This window comes from Vreelandella massiliensis (assembly GCF_900155385.1).
Classification (GTDB): Bacteria; Pseudomonadota; Gammaproteobacteria; order Pseudomonadales; family Halomonadaceae; genus Vreelandella; species Vreelandella massiliensis.
In genome coordinates this window covers 730,012-749,498 of sequence record NZ_LT699744.1, presented here as the reverse complement: position 1 = coordinate 749,498, position 19,487 = coordinate 730,012, and the positions used below count along the sequence as shown (strand labels likewise).

At 58.7% G+C, this 19,487-nt stretch carries 16 protein-coding genes and 1 rRNA gene; 9 read left to right on the top strand and 8 right to left on the bottom strand.

All coding sequences use genetic code 11. The features are described 5' to 3' along the window. Positions 1-7: 7 nt before the first annotated feature. The 5 genes from BQ9846_RS03475 to BQ9846_RS03455 are packed head-to-tail and all read right to left on the bottom strand — an operon-like array spanning position 8 to position 7,642. Complete coding sequence (locus BQ9846_RS03475; protein ID WP_075879212.1) at positions 8-817, bottom strand: peptidylprolyl isomerase; 810 nt, start codon at positions 815-817, stop codon at positions 8-10. A gap of 12 nt (positions 818-829) precedes the next feature. Continuing rightward, the gene (gene narI, locus BQ9846_RS03470) at positions 830-1,513 is read right to left on the bottom strand and encodes a respiratory nitrate reductase subunit gamma (RefSeq protein WP_075879211.1); all 684 of its coding nucleotides are present in this window, start codon (positions 1,511-1,513) and stop codon (positions 830-832) included. Between the two features lie 12 nt (positions 1,514-1,525). After that, positions 1,526-2,314, bottom strand: coding sequence for a nitrate reductase molybdenum cofactor assembly chaperone (gene narJ, locus BQ9846_RS03465; RefSeq protein ID WP_075879210.1), 789 nt, complete (start codon positions 2,312-2,314; stop codon positions 1,526-1,528). Continuing rightward, positions 2,307-3,869: a nitrate reductase subunit beta gene (gene narH / locus BQ9846_RS03460; RefSeq protein ID WP_075879209.1), complete on the bottom strand. Its 1,563-nt coding sequence runs from the start codon at positions 3,867-3,869 to the stop codon at positions 2,307-2,309. The genes narJ and narH overlap by 8 nt, the downstream gene beginning before the upstream one ends. Next, positions 3,866-7,642, bottom strand: a complete 3,777-nt coding sequence (locus tag BQ9846_RS03455; protein WP_075879208.1) for a nitrate reductase subunit alpha — start codon at positions 7,640-7,642, stop codon at positions 3,866-3,868. The genes narH and BQ9846_RS03455 overlap by 4 nt, the downstream gene beginning before the upstream one ends. A 305-nt stretch (positions 7,643-7,947) precedes the next feature. Between BQ9846_RS03455 and BQ9846_RS03450 the strand changes: the two genes are divergently transcribed. The 3 genes from BQ9846_RS03450 to BQ9846_RS03440 are packed head-to-tail and all read left to right on the top strand — an operon-like array spanning position 7,948 to position 9,983. Beyond that, positions 7,948-9,141 carry an NnrS family protein gene (locus tag BQ9846_RS03450; protein ID WP_075879207.1) on the top strand — a complete coding sequence of 398 codons (1,194 nt, stop codon included), beginning with the start codon at positions 7,948-7,950 and terminating at the stop codon, positions 9,139-9,141. A 47-nt stretch (positions 9,142-9,188) separates the two neighbouring features. Further along, on the top strand, positions 9,189-9,575 hold the full coding sequence (locus BQ9846_RS03445) for a SirB2 family protein (protein WP_235818894.1): 387 nt from the start codon (positions 9,189-9,191) through the stop codon (positions 9,573-9,575). Between the two features lie 42 nt (positions 9,576-9,617). Further along, positions 9,618-9,983 carry a YbaN family protein gene (locus tag BQ9846_RS03440; protein ID WP_075879206.1) on the top strand — a complete coding sequence of 122 codons (366 nt, stop codon included), beginning with the start codon at positions 9,618-9,620 and terminating at the stop codon, positions 9,981-9,983. Between the two features lie 15 nt (positions 9,984-9,998). Here BQ9846_RS03440 and hmpA read toward each other — a convergent pair whose 3' ends face one another. Beyond that, positions 9,999-11,168, bottom strand: a complete 1,170-nt coding sequence (gene hmpA / locus BQ9846_RS03435) for an NO-inducible flavohemoprotein (RefSeq protein WP_075879205.1) — start codon at positions 11,166-11,168, stop codon at positions 9,999-10,001. A 139-nt stretch (positions 11,169-11,307) separates the two neighbouring features. Here hmpA and BQ9846_RS03430 point away from each other — a divergent pair, with 139 nt between their 5' ends. Further along, complete coding sequence (locus tag BQ9846_RS03430) at positions 11,308-11,760, top strand: RrF2 family transcriptional regulator (RefSeq protein ID WP_075879204.1); 453 nt, start codon at positions 11,308-11,310, stop codon at positions 11,758-11,760. On the opposite strand, the gene BQ9846_RS03425 is transcribed toward BQ9846_RS03430, so the two are convergent. After that, complete coding sequence (locus tag BQ9846_RS03425; protein WP_075879203.1) at positions 11,750-12,364, bottom strand: MFS transporter; 615 nt, start codon at positions 12,362-12,364, stop codon at positions 11,750-11,752. The genes BQ9846_RS03430 and BQ9846_RS03425 overlap by 11 nt on opposite strands. Positions 12,365-12,571: 207 nt before the next feature. Here BQ9846_RS03425 and BQ9846_RS03420 point away from each other — a divergent pair, with 207 nt between their 5' ends. From BQ9846_RS03420 to BQ9846_RS03400, 5 genes are all read left to right on the top strand, one after another. Then, entirely contained in the window at positions 12,572-14,455 is a 1,884-nt protein-coding gene (locus BQ9846_RS03420) for a histidine kinase (protein ID WP_075879202.1), read from the top strand. Between the two features lie 2 nt (positions 14,456-14,457). Continuing rightward, complete coding sequence (gene narL, locus BQ9846_RS03415; protein WP_075879201.1) at positions 14,458-15,123, top strand: two-component system response regulator NarL; 666 nt, start codon at positions 14,458-14,460, stop codon at positions 15,121-15,123. A 242-nt stretch (positions 15,124-15,365) separates the two neighbouring features. Beyond that, entirely contained in the window at positions 15,366-16,958 is a 1,593-nt protein-coding gene (locus BQ9846_RS03410; protein WP_075879200.1) for an MFS transporter, read from the top strand. A gap of 60 nt (positions 16,959-17,018) precedes the next feature. Next, on the top strand, positions 17,019-17,495 hold the full coding sequence (locus BQ9846_RS03405; protein WP_075879199.1) for a universal stress protein: 477 nt from the start codon (positions 17,019-17,021) through the stop codon (positions 17,493-17,495). A 6-nt stretch (positions 17,496-17,501) separates the two neighbouring features. Then, positions 17,502-19,007, top strand: coding sequence for an MFS transporter (locus BQ9846_RS03400; protein WP_075879198.1), 1,506 nt, complete (start codon positions 17,502-17,504; stop codon positions 19,005-19,007). Positions 19,008-19,179: 172 nt separating this feature from the next. Here BQ9846_RS03400 and rrf read toward each other — a convergent pair. Continuing rightward, positions 19,180-19,295: ribosomal RNA gene (gene rrf / locus BQ9846_RS03395) — 5S ribosomal RNA — on the bottom strand. Positions 19,296-19,487: the final 192 nt, after the last annotated feature.

Genomic DNA, 19,487 nt, shown 5'->3' with positions numbered 1-19,487 from the left:
GATGACATCACTGCATCAAAGCGCCACCGCTGTCATCGTCAAGCGCGACACCTTCGACGCCAATCTCGGCTTCAAGCGCGAGCAAATAGTGGCGAAGACCGCGCCGGGTAGCTTGCTCATGCAGGCTGCGGCGCACTTGATCCGCTACGCTCGTGTAAGGCAGACGCTGCCCCTCTTCGCGCGCGTCGACCATGACGAGATGCCAACCATAGCGCGAGGCTAAGGGCCGCGCGTGCAGGCCTTGCGGCAGGTGTTGCAGCGCGCGGTCGAGTTCCGCCACCGTCTGCCCCGGCTCCAACCACCCCAGCTCACCGCCCTGCTCTTTTGACGGGCAATCGGAGTAGCGCGCTGCGAACTCAGTCAACCGCTCGGGATGCTGGCTTAGCATTTCCAGCAGGGTAACGCCCTGGTGATACTGGGCGTCCCGCGCCTCGGCATCGTCCGGCGCGGCGGCGAGCAGGATATGGCGGACACTCACTCGGGTCGGCGTGCTGAAGCGTTCGGGGTGGGTGGCATGGAAGCGCTCACAGTCGGCTTCGGAGGGCTCCGGTACCGCCAACTCGCGCTCCAGCAATTCCGCCACTGCCCTGTCTTCGTCAGCGTCTTCTGTCAGAAGCCCCAACTGCACGGCACGCTGACGGAGAAGCTCGCGCACCACCAGTGCCCGTGCCGCTTTGAGCTGAGCGCTGCCGGCGCTATCCGCCGGGTGGTACTGCATTTCGTGGGCGATGTCACGCTCTAAAATGGGCTGGCCACCGACGCTGACCGGTGGGGGCGTGGCCGCCCCCGGGAGCTGTTCAATATCGATCATCTGCATGAGATGACTCCTTTAACTTCTGCGGCGTACCAGTTGATAACGGCGTGTGATGTAACCAAACGGCACGCTCCAGACGTGTACCAAGCGCGTAAAGGGAAACAGCATGATGATGGTGATCCCCACAAAGATATGCACTTTGTAGATCCAGGAAACTTCCGCCATGTAATCCGCCGCGCCGCCGCTGAAGAAGATGATCGACTGCGCCCAACTAGAGAGCGTCAGCATCATTTCACCGTCAAGGTGGCCCAGCGAGAAGATGACCGTGACCATCCCCAGCGCGGCTTGTGACACGATAAGCGCCAGAATCAGCGTATCCATATGGCTTGAGGACTGCCGCACGCGCGGATTGGTGATACGGCGATAGAGCAGCATCGCCCCGCCGATCAGGCAGGCAATACCCGCCGCGCCGCCGACAACGATGGCGATAATCTGCTTGGTGCCCGCGTGCAGAAACGGCGCATATACCCAGTGCGGCGTGAGCATGCCAAACAGGTGGCCAAAGAAGATCACGATAATGCCGATATGAAACAGATTGCTCGCCAGGCGCATGTTTTTTGACGACAGCATCTGGCTTGAGCCGGTTTTCCAGGTGTATTGCCCATGGTCATAGCGCAAAAGGCTCCCCAGCAGAAACACCGTGCCGGCTAGGTAGGGATAGTAGCCATAGATCAAGTGTTGCAGGTATTCGCTAAACATGACGGTTCTCCTTTAGCGATCGCTTACACCACGACCGGCGGGGTCGGGGCTTGGCATGATGGTGATGGGGTCACTTGGCACGCTGCGCTTGCGTTCGGCAAGGCGGCGCCCTTCGGCGGACTGCAGCGCGCAATCCTGGTCGGACGCGGCGGAGAAACGCACCGCCTCCTCCTCCCACACGGCATCCAACGCTTCGGGCGTGTCGTCGGGCGCCTCGGCTTTGACTTCGTCGCGATGCGCCTCGGCCTCCATCTCGGCGCCGATCAGCGCCAGAAGTGCGTAAGGCACCAGCGCGTAATCCGCCCCGCGCTCCTCCAAACGCGCGGTCAGCAGCGCCAGGATGTGGCGAATTTCGCCCAGCCAACGGGCGATCTCTTCTTCCGGGCGGGTAGAGAGGTACTCTAGAAATAGCGGTAAGTAATCGGGCAACTCCCGCGCATCGAGTTCAAATCCGGCCGCCTGATACTCGTTCATCAAGTCGACCATGGCCTGCCCACGATCGCGGGATTCGCCATGAACGTGCTCGAAGAGCAAAAGCGAGGTCGCATGTCCCTTATCAAACAGGGCCACGTACTCAGACTGCAGCTCCAAAAGATCTGTGTCGGCTAGGGACTGGCACCAGGTCATGAGTTGTGCGCGCAGAGCAGGAGGCCAGCGCTTTTCTGCATCGATCAATTCAATCAACTCGCCGGCGGCTTGCTGTAGCTCGGCACTGGGGTAGTCGAGCAGCCGAGCCAGAACGCGCAGGCTCAACATCTCTTCCTGCGCGGCCGGTAGCAGGGTTTCTGCGACGTTACCCATGACGCGCCTCCTCGCTTTGTGCCTGTGGGTCAAAGCTCTCGACAGGCCTGACCAGGGTGGACGTGGTCGAGCGACCGTTAAACAGGCTCGGGGTGCTCTCACCATGACAGCCATCACCAAAGCTAAAGCCGCAGCCGCCGCGCTCAGGGAAGGCATCGGTGGCCATTTCACGGTGGCTGGTCGGAATCACGAAGCGGTCTTCGTAATCGGCGATCGCCAGATAGCGGTACATCTCCTCGACCTGGGCTTGGGTTAAATCCACCTCATCGAGCACCTCGGTATTGGCGCTGCCTTCGACGTGCTTGCCGCGCATGTAGAGGCGCATGGCCATCAGGCGCTTGAGCGCCAGCACTACCGGTGCCTCCTCCCCGGCGGTGAGCATGTTGGCCAGGTACTTCACCGGAATGCGCAAGGATTCGATCTTGGGCATCACGCCCTCAAACTCGACCTTGCCGGCCTCAGCGGCGGACTGAATCGGCGACAGCGGCGGCACGTACCACACCATCGGCAGCGTGCGGTACTCGGGGTGTAGCGGCAACGCCAGGCCCCAGTCCATCGCCAGCTTGTAAACCGGCGACGCTTGCGCGGCCTTAATGACGTTATCGGTAATGCCGTCCTTCTTCGCCTGAGCGATCACTTCCGGGTCGTTGGGGTCGAGGAAGATTTCGCGCTGGCGGTGATACAAATCCTGCTCGCTGGGCGAGCTTGCCACTTCCTCGATGCGATCGGCGTCATACAGCAACACGCCCAGATAGCGGATGCGGCCCACGCAGGTTTCCGAGCAGATCGTCGGTTGGCCGTTCTCGATGCGCGGATAGCAGAAGATACACTTCTCGGATTTACCGCTTTTCCAGTTGTAGTAGATCTTTTTGTAGGGGCAGCCGGAGATGCACATCCGCCAGCCGCGGCACTTGTCCTGGTCGATCAGCACGATGCCGTCTTCTTCGCGCTTGTAGATCGCCCCGCTTGGGCAACTTGCCACGCAGGTGGGGTTCAGGCAGTGCTCGCACAGACGCGGCAAGTACATCATGAAGGTGTTTTCAAACTGGCCATAAATATCGGCCTGTACTTTCTCGAAGTTGGTGTCTTTGCGGCGCTTGGCGAACTCGCCGCCGAGGATCTCTTCCCAGTTCGGGCCCCATTCGATCTTTTTCATCCGCTCGCCCGATACCAGCGAGCGCGGCCGGGCGATGGGTTGGTGCTTGCTCTCCTTGGCCGTGTGCAGGTGCTGATAATCAAACGTGAATGGCTCGTAGTAGTCGTCGATCTCGGGCAAATCCGGGTTAGCGAAAATGTTTGCCAGCACCCGCCACTTGCCACCGATCTTCGGCTCGATCTTACCGTCACGGCGGCGCATCCAGCCGCCTTTCCATTTCGCTTGATTCTCCCACTCCTTGGGATAACCGATGCCGGGCTTGGTCTCGACGTTGTTGAACCAGGCGTACTCGACGCCTTCGCGACTGGTCCAGACGTTTTTACACGTCACCGAGCAGGTGTGACACCCGATGCACTTGTCAAGGTTGAGGACCATGCCTACTTGGGAGCGGATCTTCATTTCACAGCCTCCTGCTCATAATCGTTGCCTTCGCCATCCAGCCAGTCGATCTTCTTCATCTTGCGTACGATGACGAATTCATCCCGGTTGGAGCCGACGGTGCCGTAGTAGTTGAAGCTGTAAGACAGCTGTGCGTAGCCGCCGATCATGTGGGTCGGCTTGGGGCAGATACGCGTGACCGAGTTGTGGATACCACCCCGGGTGCCAGAGATCTCCGAGCCGGGGATGTTCACCAGTCGCTCCTGGGCGTGATACATCATTACCATGCCGGTCTTGACCCGCTGGCTGACCACCGCGCGGGCGGCGATGGCGCCGTTGGCGTTGTAGAGCTCCACCCAGTCGTTGTCCTCGATCCCGATGGACCTGGCGTCTTCCTCGGACATCCAGACGATAGGGCCACCGCGGGACAGGGTCTGCATCATCTGGTTGTCGGAGTAGGTGGAGTGGATACCCCACTTCTGATGCGGGGTGATCCAGTTGAGTGCGATTTCAGGATTACCGTTACTCTTGGTCCCTTTGAGGCCCGCGACCGTCTTGGTGTCGATGGGCGGACGGTACACCAGCAGGCTTTCACCGAAGGCGCGCATCCAGGGGTGGTCCTGATAGAACTGTTGACGACCGCTGACCGTGCGCCACGGAATCAGCTCGTGGACGTTGGTATACCCGGCGTTGTAGGAGACGTGTTCGTCCTCAAGCCCAGACCAGGTGGGGCTGGAGATAATTTTGCGCGGCTGGGCCACCACATCCCGGAAACGGATCTTCTCGTCTTCCTTGGGCAGCGCCAGGTGGGTGTGGTCGCGCCCGGTAATCTTGGACAGCGCCCCCCAGGCTTTCACCGCGACTTGGCCGTTGGTCTCCGGTGCGAGGGTCAGCACGGTTTCGGCGGCGTCGATGGCCGACTCGATGCACGGACGCCCTTTAGAAGAACCTTCCCCTTTGCGCTTGTTGAGCTTGCCTAACAGCTCGACTTCGGAATCGGTGTTCCAGTTGATGCCCTTGCCGCCGTTACCCAGTTTCTCAAGCGCCGGGCCAAGCGAGGTAAAGCGTTCAAAGGTCTCGGGGTAGTGGCGCTGCACTTCCATCAGCGCCGGCATGGTCTTGCCGGGAATGGGCTCGCACTCGCCCTTCTTCCAATCTTTAACATCCACTTGAGCAAGTTCGCCGGGGGAGTCGTGCTGCAGCGGCAGGGTGACAAGATCGGTCTCCTCGCCCAGATGCCCCTCGCAGACCCTGGAGAAGGCCTTAGCGATGCCCTTGTAAATATCCCAGTCGCTGCGCGACTCCCACGCGGGGTCGGTAGCCGCCGTCAGCGGGTGAATGAAGGGGTGCATGTCCGAGGTATTGAGATCGTTTTTCTCGTACCAAGTGGCCGTGGGAAACACGATGTCTGAGTAGAGGCAGGTGGTCGACATGCGGAAATCCAGCGTCACCAGCAGGTCGAGTTTGCCCTCGGCGGCCTCATGCTTCCAGTTGACCTCCTCGGGGAGCACGCCGTCCATCTTGCCCAGGTCCTCGCCCTGGATGCCGTGGTTAGCGCCCAGCAGGTACTTGAGCATGTAGTCGTGCCCCTTGCCTGAGGCCCCTAACAAATTAGAGCGCCAGATGAAGAGGTTGCGCGGGAAGTTCTGGGGGTCGTCCGGGTCTTCCGCGGCAAAGGCCAGCTCGCCCTTCTTGAGCTGCTCGACGGCGTACTCCCTGGTCGACATGCCGGCTTCCTCGGCTTTCTTCGCCAGGCGCAGCGGGTTGGTATTTAGCTGCGGCGCGGAGGGCAGCCAGCCCATGCGCTCGGCGCGCACATTAAAGTCGATCAGGCTGCCGGGGTAGTCCTCGGCCTTGGCCAGCGGCGAGAGAATCTCCTTGATCTCAAGCTTCTCGTAGCGCCACTGCGACGAGTGGTTATAGAAGAAGGAAGTGGAGTTCATGTGCCGCGGCGGGCGGGTCCAATCCAAGCCGAAGGCCAGCGGCAACCAGCCGGTCTGCGGGCGCAGCTTCTCTTGGCCGACGTAGTGGGCCCAGCCTCCACCGCTCTGACCAATGCAGCCGCACATGACCAGCATGTTGATCAGGCCACGGTAGTTCATGTCCATGTGGTACCAGTGGTTCATCCCGGCACCGACGATGATCATGCTGCGCCCATGGGTCTTGTCGGCGTTGTCGGCAAACTCCCGGGCGATGCGCAGGCACTGCTCTGCCGGTACGCCAGTGATCTTCTCTTGCCACGCCGGTGTGTAGGGTCGGAGCTGATCGAAGGAGGTCGCGCCGTCGTCCTCGCCCTCTTTGCCAAGGCCTCGGTCGATGCCGTAGTTGGCGCACATCAGATCGAACACCGTGACCGCAAGCATCTCGCTGCCGTCGGCCTTCTTCATGCGCTTGGCGGGCAGCGCGTGGAACAGTAGATCGTCGGCGGCACCTTCGCTCTTGACGTGGTCGAAGTGCTCGTGCTCGATGCCGCCGAAGTAGGGAAAGGCGACCCTAGCCACCTCGTCGTGCTTCTCGGCAAGGGTTAAAAGTGGCTTGATCTCGGTGCCCTCGGCATCCAGGGATTCCAGGTTCCACTTGCCCTGGTTCTCCTCCTTCTCGCCCCAGCGAAAGCCGATGGAGCCGCGCGGTACTACGAGCTGGTCGCGATTCTCGTCCCAGGCCACGGTCTTCCACTCGGGGTTGTTGTCCTGGCCGAGGCTTTCATCGAAGTCGGATGCGCGCAGCTGGCGACCCGGGGCGTAGCTGCCGTCTTCACGCTTCTCGAGCTCCACCAGAAACGGCATGTCGGTATAACGGCGCACGTAGTCGGTGAAGTAGGCGCTCGGCTTCTCCAGGTGAAACTCTTTAAGAATCACATGGCCCATGGCCAGGCCAAGCGCGGCATCGGTGCCCTGCTTCGCGCTCATCCATTCATCGGTGAGCTTGGAGACCTCGGCGTAGTCCGGGGTGATGGAGACCGTCTTGGTGCCCTTGTAGCGCACTTCGGTGAAAAAGTGCGCATCCGGCGTACGTGTCTGCGGTACGTTTGAGCCCCAGGCGATGATGTAGCCTGAGTTGTACCAGTCGGCGGATTCGGGTACGTCAGTCTGCTCACCCCAGGTCATCGGCGAGGCCGGCGGCAGGTCGCAGTAGAAGTCGTAGAAGCTCATGCAGACGCCGCCGATCAGCGACAGGTAGCGGCTACCGGCGGCGTAGCTGACCATGGACATAGCGGGAATCGGCGAAAACCCAATAATGCGATCCGGCCCGTACTGCTTAGCGGTGTAGACATTGGAGGCGGCGACCAACTCGTTAAGCTCGTCCCAGTTACCGCGGACAAAGCCGCCGCGGCCACGTGCGCGCTTGTACTCTTTGGTCTTTTGCGGATCCTCGACAATGTAGGCCCAGGCGTCGACCGGGTCTTTTTTCAGCTCAAGCGCTTCCCGCCACAGTTTCAGCAGCGGCTTACGCACCAGCGGGTACTTCAAGCGGTTGGCGCTGTACATGTACCAGGAGTAGCTCGCCCCCCGTGGGCAGCCGCGCGGCTCGTGATTGGGGAGGTCGGGACGGGTGCGTGGGTAGTCGGTCTGCTGAGTTTCCCAGGTCACCAGGCCATTTTTGACGTAGATTTTCCAGCTGCACGAACCGGTGCAGTTCACCCCGTGGGTGGAGCGCACCACCTTGTCGTGCTGCCAGCGGCGGCGGTAGCTATCTTCCCACTGGCGATCTTCTTGGCGAAGTTCGCCGTGCTCATTAGCAAAGGGCTCACGCGCTTTGCGGAAAAAATTTAGCCGGTCAATGAAATGACTCATGGTCGATCTCCAGGCTTCTCGAAGGAAAGCAATCACCTGAAACACAGGCACCTTGGAGATCGATTCTGGGTGATTAAACAGCCGATTTCTGCCCGGTTACCTCCATATAGCCCCCTGCTACCCCTTAGGGGATAGCTTCCGCCAATACCTGGAGATAGGGGCGATGCAAAGGCGTTACGTTTGACCCAAATCATGCATTAATAGAGCATCTTTATTACTATATCCAAAGCCCGACTAATACACTCAAGTAATATCCCACGGCGTTTTGGCGAGATAACGGCGACTAAGATAAAAGGTGAAATGACATGAGCGACCCCGCGCTATCTCAACGCTTCCCGCTGCTGCGGCTGGCTTTTCGGCCCTTCTTTCTGCTTGGCGCCCTGTTCAGTGTGCTCGCGATGCTGGCGTGGCTCGCCTTCTGGCACGGTAACCTGTGGATTACGCCCTACGGTGGCATGTTGTGGTGGCATCAGCACGAGATGCTGTTTGGCTTCGCCAGCGCCGTTATGACGGGCTTTTTGCTCACCGCCGTGCAGAACTGGACGGGACGCCCCAGCCTCTCTGGCGGGCCGCTGTTGGCGCTGGTGCTCCTTTGGCTTGCCGCGCGGCTACTGCTGGCCTACGCGCCGATGCTGCCCGGCTGGTTTTTGCTGCTGGTGGACGTGGCCTTTTTGCCGCTGGTCGCCTGGGTGATGGGCAAGCGCGTGGTGGCCGCGCGTATGTGGCGCAATTTACTCTTCGTGCCGGTGCTTTTACTGCTCGCCCTGGCGAACGCAATGATGCACTGGGGCGCCCTGCAAGGCGATGGGTTGCTGATCCGCGAAGCGGGGCACTTGACGCTTTTTCTCATTACCGCGCTAATGGTGCTGCTCGGCGGCCGGGTGATTCCGTTTTTCACCTCGCGCAAGCTCGGGGTTAAACAACCCGAACCTCGGCGCATTATTGAGCTCACAAGTCTCGGCGCCATCGGCGCGGTGGTGCTGCTACAAACAGTGATCACCCTGAGCGATGTGCGGGCGAACGTTTTGCTGACCGTGCTTTTGGTGATCACCGCCAGCGCCAATGCGTGGCGCTTGGCGCGCTGGCAAGGCTGGTTAAGCGTGCGCGAACCGCTTCTCTGGGGGCTGCATGTCAGCTATGCGTTTATTTCCCTGGGGCTTTTGATGTGGGCGTGGCAGCTTTTCACCGGACAACGGGTGGAAACCGCCCTGCACGCCTTGGCGATAGGCAGTATCGGCACCATGATGCTGGCGATGATGGCGCGGGTTTCGCTCGGCCACACCGGGCGTGTCATCCGGACACTACCGGGTATCGGTATCGCGCTGGCGGGCCTTTTGGTCGCCGCCCTTTTACGCTCGGTGTGGCTTGTGCTGTTTCCGCAATCGAGCCATTGGGTCTATAGCGCTGTTATCATTATCTGGTGCTTAAGCTATCTGGTCTTTGTATTGCACTATAGCGTGCCTCTGCTCAGCGCCCGCCCGGACGGCAAGAACGGTTAGCGGCGCGCGCTGTCTCTGGTAGAACCCGTATCGACAAGGGGATTAGCGTGGCGGAACACTATGTAATGCTTAAACACCTGCATATTTCGATGGCGTATCTGAGCCTGCTGTTCTTTATTGTACGCGCGGTCTGGGCGGTGCGGGAAACGCCGATGTTACAGGCACGCTGGGTCAAGGTAGTGCCCCATGTTATCGACACGGCGCTGCTGACATTCGGGGTACTGCTCGCTATTACGCTCAATTTCTGGCCGCTGCCGGGCTGGCTCAGCGCTAAACTTGTCGCGCTGATCCTCTATATCGTGCTTGGCACCATGGCCATTAAGCGAGCCAAAACGCCAGCGAAGCGGGCTGGCTTTGCCTTAGCCGCCGTGGTGGTATTTATCTATATGCTGGGTGCCGCGATTCAGCGCACCCCGCTCTCCTGGCTAGGGTGATGAAATAGCGCAACGCGCAAGGCAGAAAAGGGAGGGAAATAGATGCGGCTGACTCAAATCGTTTGGTGCGCACTCGCCTACCTCTGTATCGGGTTGGGTGTGGCGGGCATTGTGCTACCCCTGCTGCCCACCACGCCGTTTCTGCTTTTGGCCTTATGGGCCGCCACCAAAGGCTCGCCTCGCCTAGCGCAGTGGCTCTACCACCACCCACGTTTTGGCCCTTATCTGCATGCTTGGCGCGAACAGCGAGCCATCCCGCGCCGCGCCAAGGGGGCGGCCATTGTGCTGATGGCAATGAGCTTTGGCATGCTCTGGTGGACGGGCGTCGGCGCTATGCTGCTGGTGGCGATGGCGCTCTTCTTCTGCGCGGTTTCCAGCTTTATTCTGACCCGCCCTGATACCTGCTAAGCTTCTTTTGCTAGATCATGCCGCGCCGAGTGCCTCGGCCGGTCCAAAGTGCTCGAAATGGCGCCTTTCCGCTGGCACGCCCAAACGCTCCAACCCCTGGTTGACCGCGACCATAAAGCCGTGTGGCCCAACAAAGTAGCAGCGCGCCTGTGACGGCACATAATCCGCCAGCAGCGCGTGATTAATACGCCCCTGGTAATCGCCGCTGTCGTCCCGTTCGTACACGGTAATGGTGTTGAGCGTCTCAGGGTGCGTCTTGCGCAGTTCGGCCAGCGTCTCGGCAAAGGCGTGATGCTCGGCATCCAGCGCGGCGTGCAGGTACGTTACCCGGCGGCCCTGCTCTAGCGCTTGTTTGGCAATCGGCAACAGGGGCGTTTGGCCAACTCCACCGCTGATCAGTATCAGCGGCTCTTCATCACCGCTGAGCGTCAACTCCCCCGCGGGCGGTAAAAGCGCGAGCGTATCGCCCACGCGCATGCGGTCGTGAAAGTAGCGGCTTGCAACGCCACTCTCCTCGCGCTTGATAGAGAGCCGGTAGGAGCGGCCGTTGGGCGTATCGGACAGGCTATAGTGGCGATAAACCGGCTCCCCGTCGATCTCAAGCTTCACGCCAATGTACTGCCCCGGGACGTGCGCGGCCACTGGCCCCCCATCTTCGGGCTCTAGGATAAACGAGCGGATCACGCGACTCTCTTGGTGCGTGGCAGCGATTCGGAAGCGACGCGGCCCGCGCCAGCCACCGGGCTGTTGCTCAAAGGCGCTATAACGCTCAGCTTCGAGTTCAATCAGCAGGTCGGCCAGCTCCTGATACAGCGCGCTCCAGGCGTCAGCCACCTCGGGTGTCACGGCATCCCCCAGCACCTCACCGATCGCCGCCATGAGGCACTCGCCAACAATCGGATAGTGCTCTGGCTGGATATCCAGTGACACATGCTTATTGACCACCGTTTCCAGGGTGGCGCGCGCTTGCGCCGGGGATTGGCGCAGCTGCACGTAAGCAAGCACCGATTTTGCCAATGCACGCGGCTGACCACCGTTTTGTTGATGCGTTTGGTTGAACAGCGGCATGACCTGCGGGTAGCGCGCGAACATCAATGGGTAAAAGCGCTGGGTGATGGTTTCTAGGTGTTCGGCCACCACAGGGGCGGTGGCTTTGATGATCTCTTCTTGGCTCGGGGAGAGCATAAACGCCTCTTTAAAGATTTATTTAAAATGCATCTTTAAAATATCAGCATCGCCTTTCTGCGTAAATACGTTGTGGCCAAACATTTCTCCCCGCCCGCCAACCCCGTACAATGGTGGCTTTCGCATCGCGTGACGCCTTATGCACCTGACTCGTTTTACCGACTACTCCATTCGCGTGTTGCTTTTCCTGGCCGTCAAGGGCGAGGAGCGGGCGACCATTGGCGAGATTGCCGAGACCTTCTCTATCTCGCGCAACCACCTGATGAAAGTGGTTCAGGAGCTCAACCAGAAAGGCTACTTAACCGCGATTCGCGGCAAGAAGGGAGGATTGATGCTAGGGCGGCCGCCTGAGAGCATCACACTCGGTGACTTGGTACGCGATACCGAACACGAGATGGCGCTGGTGGAGTGCTTTCGTGACGACAATGCCTGCATCATCACGCCCTCTTGCCGCTTACAGCCGATACTGAATGAGGCCTTGAGCGCGTTTCTTGCCGTCCTGGATGGTTATACGCTGGCCGATTTGCTAGAGGGCCACACTTCCCAACTTTCCCGCCTAATGCGCATACCCACCGTGCCGGTTAACGATTAGCCGTGTGCGTTTTTATCGGGTCTACAAAGAGCCACAGAAGCAGCATCACGATCGCCACTGGGAGGATGAGGCTCCAGGCAGCAACGCGCCACCCGTAGGCTTGGGAGACCATCGGTACCAAAAGCCATGAAAGCCCACCCCCCGCGAGAATGGCGCCGTGCAATCCCACCACGACACCACCCCAACGCTGCGGCGCCCAGCTACGAATATGCGCCACGCCCGCGCTGATCACCCCGCCCGCAAGGCCGAGTCCCACTGCCACCAAGGCAAACTCCCACGCCTGCTGCGCAGCGCCTAGCCAGAGTAAACATATCGCCTGTAACGCCAACAACATCTGTATGCCCGCGCAAGTGCGTAGTCGCCGACTCACCCAATACGACGGCCATGCCGCCACTCCCCCGACGACAACCGGCAGCGCGAACGTTGAAACGGGCAGCGTCTCAGGGTAACTCCCCCCAGGCGTGGCCAGCGCCAGCATGGCATACAACACCCAGCCCGCGACGACCGCGGCGCAACCAAGCGGCACCAGCAGCAGGCTGACCAAAACATGGTAGCCGCCCTCTTCGCTGTCTGCGGGTGTATCCGACAAATCGAGTGGTGGCATCGCGGCTCTGTGCGGTAAATGGGCTTCTCGTTATTGTCGAAAGAGAGGCGCAATGGGTCAAAAGGGCAAAAGAGGTAGGGTTTTCCGCCTTTTTATACCTATTCAGAAGTAATATATTTAATATATATTTATGGCATAAGCGCTTAGGCAACATCCAAACTAACGACGCGGATACCACCTCTTCTTCCCTACCCACCCGGGAGCCGCATGAAAATTTTACGCCACTCCCTTGTTGCCCGCATTGTCGCTTTTTTGCTGGTGATCAGCGGCATGGCGATCGCCAGTATCGGGCTCACCATGCTGATTGCCCAGAGCAGTCAAGGCGATGCCGCCGCCATCAATGTCGCCGGCTCTCTGCGCTTGAACAGCGCCCAAATCGCCGAAGCGCTGCAGCGCCCGTCCCATTATGACCCGGATAAAACGGCGCGCGAGGTCAACCGGCTCGCCGAGCGACTGAGCACCCGCTTGGAAAGCCCAGCGTTAGAGAAAGGGCACCCGTACACCCGTAACAGTAAAATTCTGGAACAGCGCAATGCGCTAAAGTCACAGTGGCAGCAGACGCTAACGCCCGTGTTAGATAACGCCCTTAATGGCGACGAGAGTGACGTTGCCCGCGCAAAGGCGGCACTGGATAGTTTTATCCATGATATCGACCGGTTTGTGTCCACCTTGGAGAACAGCACCGAAGCCAAGATTCGCCTACTGAGCGCCGTTCAGGTGCTGTTTTTAGTCTTGATCGCGCTGCTACTGCTCATCGCGCTCTACGATGTGCGCCATAATCTCGTCACGCCGCTACGCCAATTAATGGTGCTCAGCCGCGAAGCCGGGCGGCGTAATTTTCACTATCGCTCTAACTTTAAAAGCCGAGATGAGCTGGGGCAGCTTGGCCGCACCTTTGACCAGATGGCCTCAGAGCTCAATACCAGCTATCGCGAACTTGAGGCGCGGGTTTCGCTTAAGCAGGAAGAACTCAGGCGTAACAACCAAGCCTTACACATTATCCACAACGGTAGCCGCACGCTTTACGGCGGTGGCAACGACCTATGCGCGAGCGCGGCCCCTATGCTGCGCGAACTTGAAGAGCTGCTTGATATTGGCCCCATTGTGCTATCACTTCACAATGAGCACGACGACAGTGAGATGGAAATTTTAGCCACCCGCTCTCCTGAGCGTCCGCGCTACTGCCGTGATTTAGACTGTTTTGCCTGTCTGGAAGAGGCCCAAAATCCGCTGCCATTTTACGGCTTTAACAAAAATTGGGCTCATGAAGAGACGCAGGCGCAAACGCTCGTGCTCCCTGTCACCGTTGGCCATTTACTGCTAGGCCACTTAACGATCGGCTATGCCACGCCGTTAAGCCCCTCAACGCGTCAAATGCTAAATACCCTGGCAGATCACCTGGCCACCGCGATCTATTTACAGCAGCGCATCGAAGAACAGCAGCAGCTCTCCTTGATCAAAGAGCGCACCATTATCGCCCGGGAGCTACACGACTCGCTGGCCCAGTCGCTCTCTTACCTGAAAATGCAGGTCGCGAGACTTGAGCGGATGCAAATAAAACAGCTCCCCATGGAGCAGCAGCAAAGCGTCATGCATGACCTCCGCGAAGGCTTGAACAGCGCCTATCGACAGCTGCGCGAACTGCTAAGCACCTTTCGCCTCTCATTGGATAAACCTGGGCTACAACCCGCGCTGCAGCAAACCGTCGACGAATTCAGTGCACGCCTGGGCTTTCCAGTGGAATTCACCTATCAGGTGCCGCCGCACTTGCTCAGCGCTAATGAAGAAGTCCACCTCCTGCAAATCGTGCGCGAAGCCTTGGCCAACACGCTCAAACATGCCCGTGCGCACTGGGCGCACGTTAGCCTCACCTTTGAGCACGCGGAACTCCATCTGGCCATCGAGGATGACGGCATTGGCCTTTCCGACGATCAATCACCCCCCATGCACTACGGCCTGATCATTATGCGCGACCGTGCGCGCAACATTGAGGCCACACTCAATTTTAAAAACCGCTCCGAAGGCGGTACCGGGGTTTATCTTTGCTTTACCCCACAGACCGACCGACTCATTGAAGAAGGGAGTTTCTGAACATGGCGAGCACACCTCACGACCACCCTGCGACCATCATGGTCATTGACGACCATCCGCTTTTGCGACGCGGTGTTCGTCAACTGCTAGAGATTGAAGATGACTTGACGCTGATTTTCGATACCGGCTCACCCAAAGAAGGCATTGCACAAGCAGTAGCATTGGATCCCGACATGCTACTGCTGGACCTTAATATGCCCGAAATGAACGGCCTGGAAGCGCTTAAGCAACTACGTGAGGCGGGTTATGCCGGTCGGGTCATTATGTACACCGTGTCGGATCAAGAAGATGACGTGGTGGATGCGCTGCGAGGAGGCGCGGATGGCTACTTGCTGAAGGACATGGAGCCGGAGGATATGGTCCATCAGCTGCGACAAGCGGCCAAAGGGCGCATGGTGATCAGTGAAAACTTAACCGCCCTGCTGGCCGAGGCCCTGCGCAATCAGCGCGCGGCCCCTGCCACGCCTTCGATTGAATCGCTCACCCAGCGGGAAAAAGAGATCCTCCGTGAGCTTGCCGCCGGTATGTCTAACAAGCTGATTGCCCGCAAGCTCGACATTACCGAGGGTACCGTCAAGGTCCATGTCAAGCACCTGCTCAAAAAGCTGCAACTGCGCTCACGGGTAGAGGCCGCCGTTTGGGCGGTACAGGAAGGGCTGGATAAGTAGCGTTACGCCCAGTTCTGAGTGGATACCCCTAAAAAGCTGGCAGGGTAGATTTGCTCCTCTAACGCTGCCAGAAAAAATAAAAAAATGATATAAAACAATTATCTATAGCAAAAATAATCTACCTATCAAGTGGTAGAACCAAGTTTTCGATGTCCAACCACCCCCATTTTCGCCGTTAAAGCCAAGGCGTATCTTCAGGTCAGGGCGGCATAACGCTGCATTCTCGTCCAAGGGGGTACGCCATGAGCAAAAAAAATGCGGATATAGAGCGCTGGGACATTGAAGATCCCACGTTCTGGGAGCAGGAAGGAAAACCGGTTGCCACACGTAATCTGTGGATTTCCATTCCTAGCCTCTTAATGGGTTTCGCCGTCTGGCTAATGTGGGGCATGATCACCACCCAGATGCAGAACCTCGGTTTTCCTTTCAGCGTCGGTGAGCTGTTTACACTCACTGCGCTCGCGGGTTTATCTGGGGCAACGCTACGCATCCCCGCCTCTTTCATGATCCGTATCGCCGGCGGTCGTAATACCGTTTTCCTCACCACGGCACTTTTAATGATACCCGCCGCCGGCACCGGCATTGCGCTGATGAACCCGCAAACGCCGCTGTGGGTATTTCAAGCCTTGGCGCTTCTGTCCGGTATCGGTGGGGGCAATTTTGCTGCTTCGATGAGCAATATTTCCAACTTCTTCCCCAAAAAGCAGCAGGGGTATGCGCTGGGCATGAACGCGGGCCTGGGTAACTTTGGCGTCACCACCATGCAGATTCTGATTCCACTGGTGATGACCGTGGGGATTTTTGGCGCCATTGCGGGTGGCCCTATGGAGCTACAAAGTTCTAGCGGCACGCTCATCGGCCGTATCGAAGCAGGTACCGATACGTGGATCCAGAACGCGGGCTTTATCTGGCTGGTGTTTCTGATTCCACTCGCCTTCGCAGGGTGGTTCGGCATGAACAACCTACGCACCATTACACCCGACCCAGGCACACCGATGCAGGCCTTCGGTAAGATTCTTGGCCTCTACGCTGTCGGCGCCGTCGCCAGCGTTATCGGCATGCTGGCACTGGTGTGGCTCAACATGTGGATTGCACTGCCACTCACCATCATCTTGACTGTCGTGCTGCTGCGCCTAATTCCTGGCGATATCCAGCCCAACATCAAAAAGCAGTTTGAAATTTTTTCCAACAAGCACACCTGGGCGATGACCGTCCTCTACATCGCCACCTTCGGCTCCTTCATCGGATTCTCCGCAGCATTACCGCTCTCCATTAACGTTATTTTCGGCGGCATGATGGAGATGGGGGCTGACGGCAGCATGGCGCGAGTTGAAAACCCCGAGGGGCCGAGCGCCTTGACGTGGGCCTGGATGGGGCCCTTCGTCGGCGCCTTGATCCGCCCGGTAGGCGGCTGGATCTCCGACCGGATGGGCGGCGCCATTGTTACTCAGGTTATTTCGGTGATTATGGTCGTGGCTTCCGCGGCGGTGGGTTACGTGATGATGCTGGCCTACAACGCCACCGACCCCAACAGCTACTTCGCTATCTTCCTGATGCTGTTCATCGTGCTCTTCGCCGCGAGCGGTATCGGTAACGGTTCTACCTTCCGCAGTATCGGCGTCATCTTCAATGCCCAGCAAAAAGGGCCGGTGCTCGGTTGGACCTCGGCCGTTGCGGCTTACGGCGCTTTTATTGCCCCCCGGGTGATGGGTGAACAGATACAAGCGGGCTCGCCAGAGCTTGCCATGTACGGCTTCGCTATCTTCTACGCCGTCTGCCTGGTGGTCAACTGGTGGTTCTACCTGCGCCAAAACGCTTACGTGAAGAACCCCTGAACCCGGCGCAAGGCGCCCGAGGCGGGCGCCCCGCTCATCCGTTTTTTAGCGAGGTCACCCATGAAGATCATGCTTGCCTATGACGGTTCTCGAAACGCCAGACTGGCACTCGATGAGACCATGAAGATGTTCCGATGCAACGCGCCCACCCTGATGCTGGTGGGGGTGGCGGAAAACCCGCGAGATGCCACCGATGCCAACGAGGATCTTTTCAAGGAGGAGTACGAGGAACTCAAAGGGCATCTTCAAAAGGGCGTCGAAGCCGCGGTCAAGGAGGGTTTCGAAGCCGAACTGCTGATCGCCGAGGGCGATGCGCGCAAGCTGCTCTTGCAAGCTACCCACAAGCAGAAGCCTGACTTACTCGTCATTGCACGACATAGCCATGAGCCCGACCCGAGCTTCATCGCCAAGTCGCTCAATGCCATCTTCGACGAATTCGACTACATGACCTTCGGGAGTGTCAGCTCCTTTCTGACCCGCCGTGTTGAATGCCCGCTGCTCATTCTTCCAACAGGCGACACCGGAAACAAGGAATAGACGATTATGAAAGCCTCTGCTGTTTTCAAGGTAAAAAGCCCGGAGATCAGGGCACTACACCTGACCTGGATTGCCTTTTTCATCACCTTCTATGTCTGGTTCAACATGGCGCCGCTGGCATCCAGCATGCTTAAGAGCGTCAACTGGCTGACCCAGGACGACATCAAACTGTTCGCCATTTGTAATGTCGCCCTGACCATTCCCGCGCGCATCATCGTCGGCATGGCATTGGATCGTTTTGGGCCACGCCGCGTGTTCTCGGTACTCATGGTGACAATGTCGATCCCGGCGCTGGTGTTTGCGTTCGGCAACACCATGGCGCAGCTTCTCGTCTCGCGCCTGGTTCTAAGCTCTATCGGTGCCAGCTTCGTGGTGGGTATCCACATGACCGCGCTGTGGTTCAAACCCCGCGATATCGGCTTTGCCGAAGGCTTTTATGCGGGCTGGGGTAACTTCGGCTCCGCCGCCGCGGCCATGACCTTGCCCACCATTGCCATCACCATGTACGGCGGTGACGACGGCTGGCGCTGGGCCATTGCCCAAAGCGCCATCGTCATGGCGGCCTATGGCGTTTACTACTGGTTCGGCATCACCGACGGTCCCGACCCTAAGTCGCACCGCAAGCCGCGCAAGGCAGCTGCCATGGAGGTAAGCTCCTGGGCCGATATGATCAAGCTGATTCTTTGGACGATTCCGCTAATCGGCGTACTCGGTATCCTTGTCTGGCGGATACAGGACATGGACTACCTTTCCACCACCGGCGCGATAATTGCCTACCTCGCGATTACCGCAGTGGTTATTTACCAAATCATTCAGATTTTGCGGGTCAACATTCCCATCCTCAAGGAGGGCGTGCCCGAGGATGACAAGTACCCCTTCAGCAGCGTGGCCGCGCTCAATAGTACCTACTTCGCCAATTTCGGCGCCGAACTGGCCGTAGTCTCGATGTTGCCGATGTTCTTTGAAGAAACCTGGGGGCTCAGCGCTTCAATGGCCGGCCTGATTGCCGCCTCCTTCGCCTTCGTCAACTTGGTAGCACGCCCCATGGGCGGCATGGTCTCGGATCGCATGGGCAACCGCCGCTTCGTCATGCTCAGCTACATGTTCGGTATCGGCATCGGTTTTGTGCTGATGGGCATGCTCAACTCGAGCTGGCCTTTGATCGTGGCCGTCGCCATCACCATCTTCACCTCCTTTTTCGTCCAGGGGGCGGAAGGCGCGACCTTCGGCATCATTCCCTCGATCAAGCGCCGCATCACCGGCCAGATCTCGGGCATGGCCGGGGCCTACGGCAACGTGGGCGCGGTGGTCTACCTGACCATCTTCACCTTTGTCACCCCGACCCAGTTCTTCTACATCATCGCCGCCGGTGCCTTTCTCAGCTGGCTCATCTGCTTTATCTGGCTCAAGGAGCCGGAGGGTGGCTTTGCCGAGGAGTATCATGTCTCATCGGTCGATCGCATGATCGAAGAGCAAGAGAACCTCAAAGCGCAGCAAGCCGGTAAGGCTTAACTTGCCGCACACGATGTTTCATTCAGGCGCTCAGTGCTTCGGCATGAGGCGTCTGAATGAGCCGCCGCTGCCCACCCCACATCTCTTCATGTTTCATTGCCTCTCACACTCTTTATTTCACCCACAAAAAAATCCCCCGAGGCGGCTGCCCCAGGGGATTTTTCGGATAAGTGCCTGACGATGACCTACTCTCGCATGGGGAGGCCCCACACTACCATCGGCGCTGAGCGGTTTCACTGCTGAGTTCGGCAAGGGATCAGGTGGTTCCCGCTCGCTATGGTCGTCAGGCGTAACTGGCGATATATCATGCTGTGTTTTGTGCGTCTCTTTCACCTAGCGTTTTTCGCTACGTCTGCGTATCCGGTGTTCGTTTGAACAGTCGTTATCATTGGCGACCCAACCCCTTGGGTGTTATAGGGTCAAGCCTCACGGGCCATTAGTATCGGTTAGCTCAACGCCTTGCAGCGCGTCCACATCCGA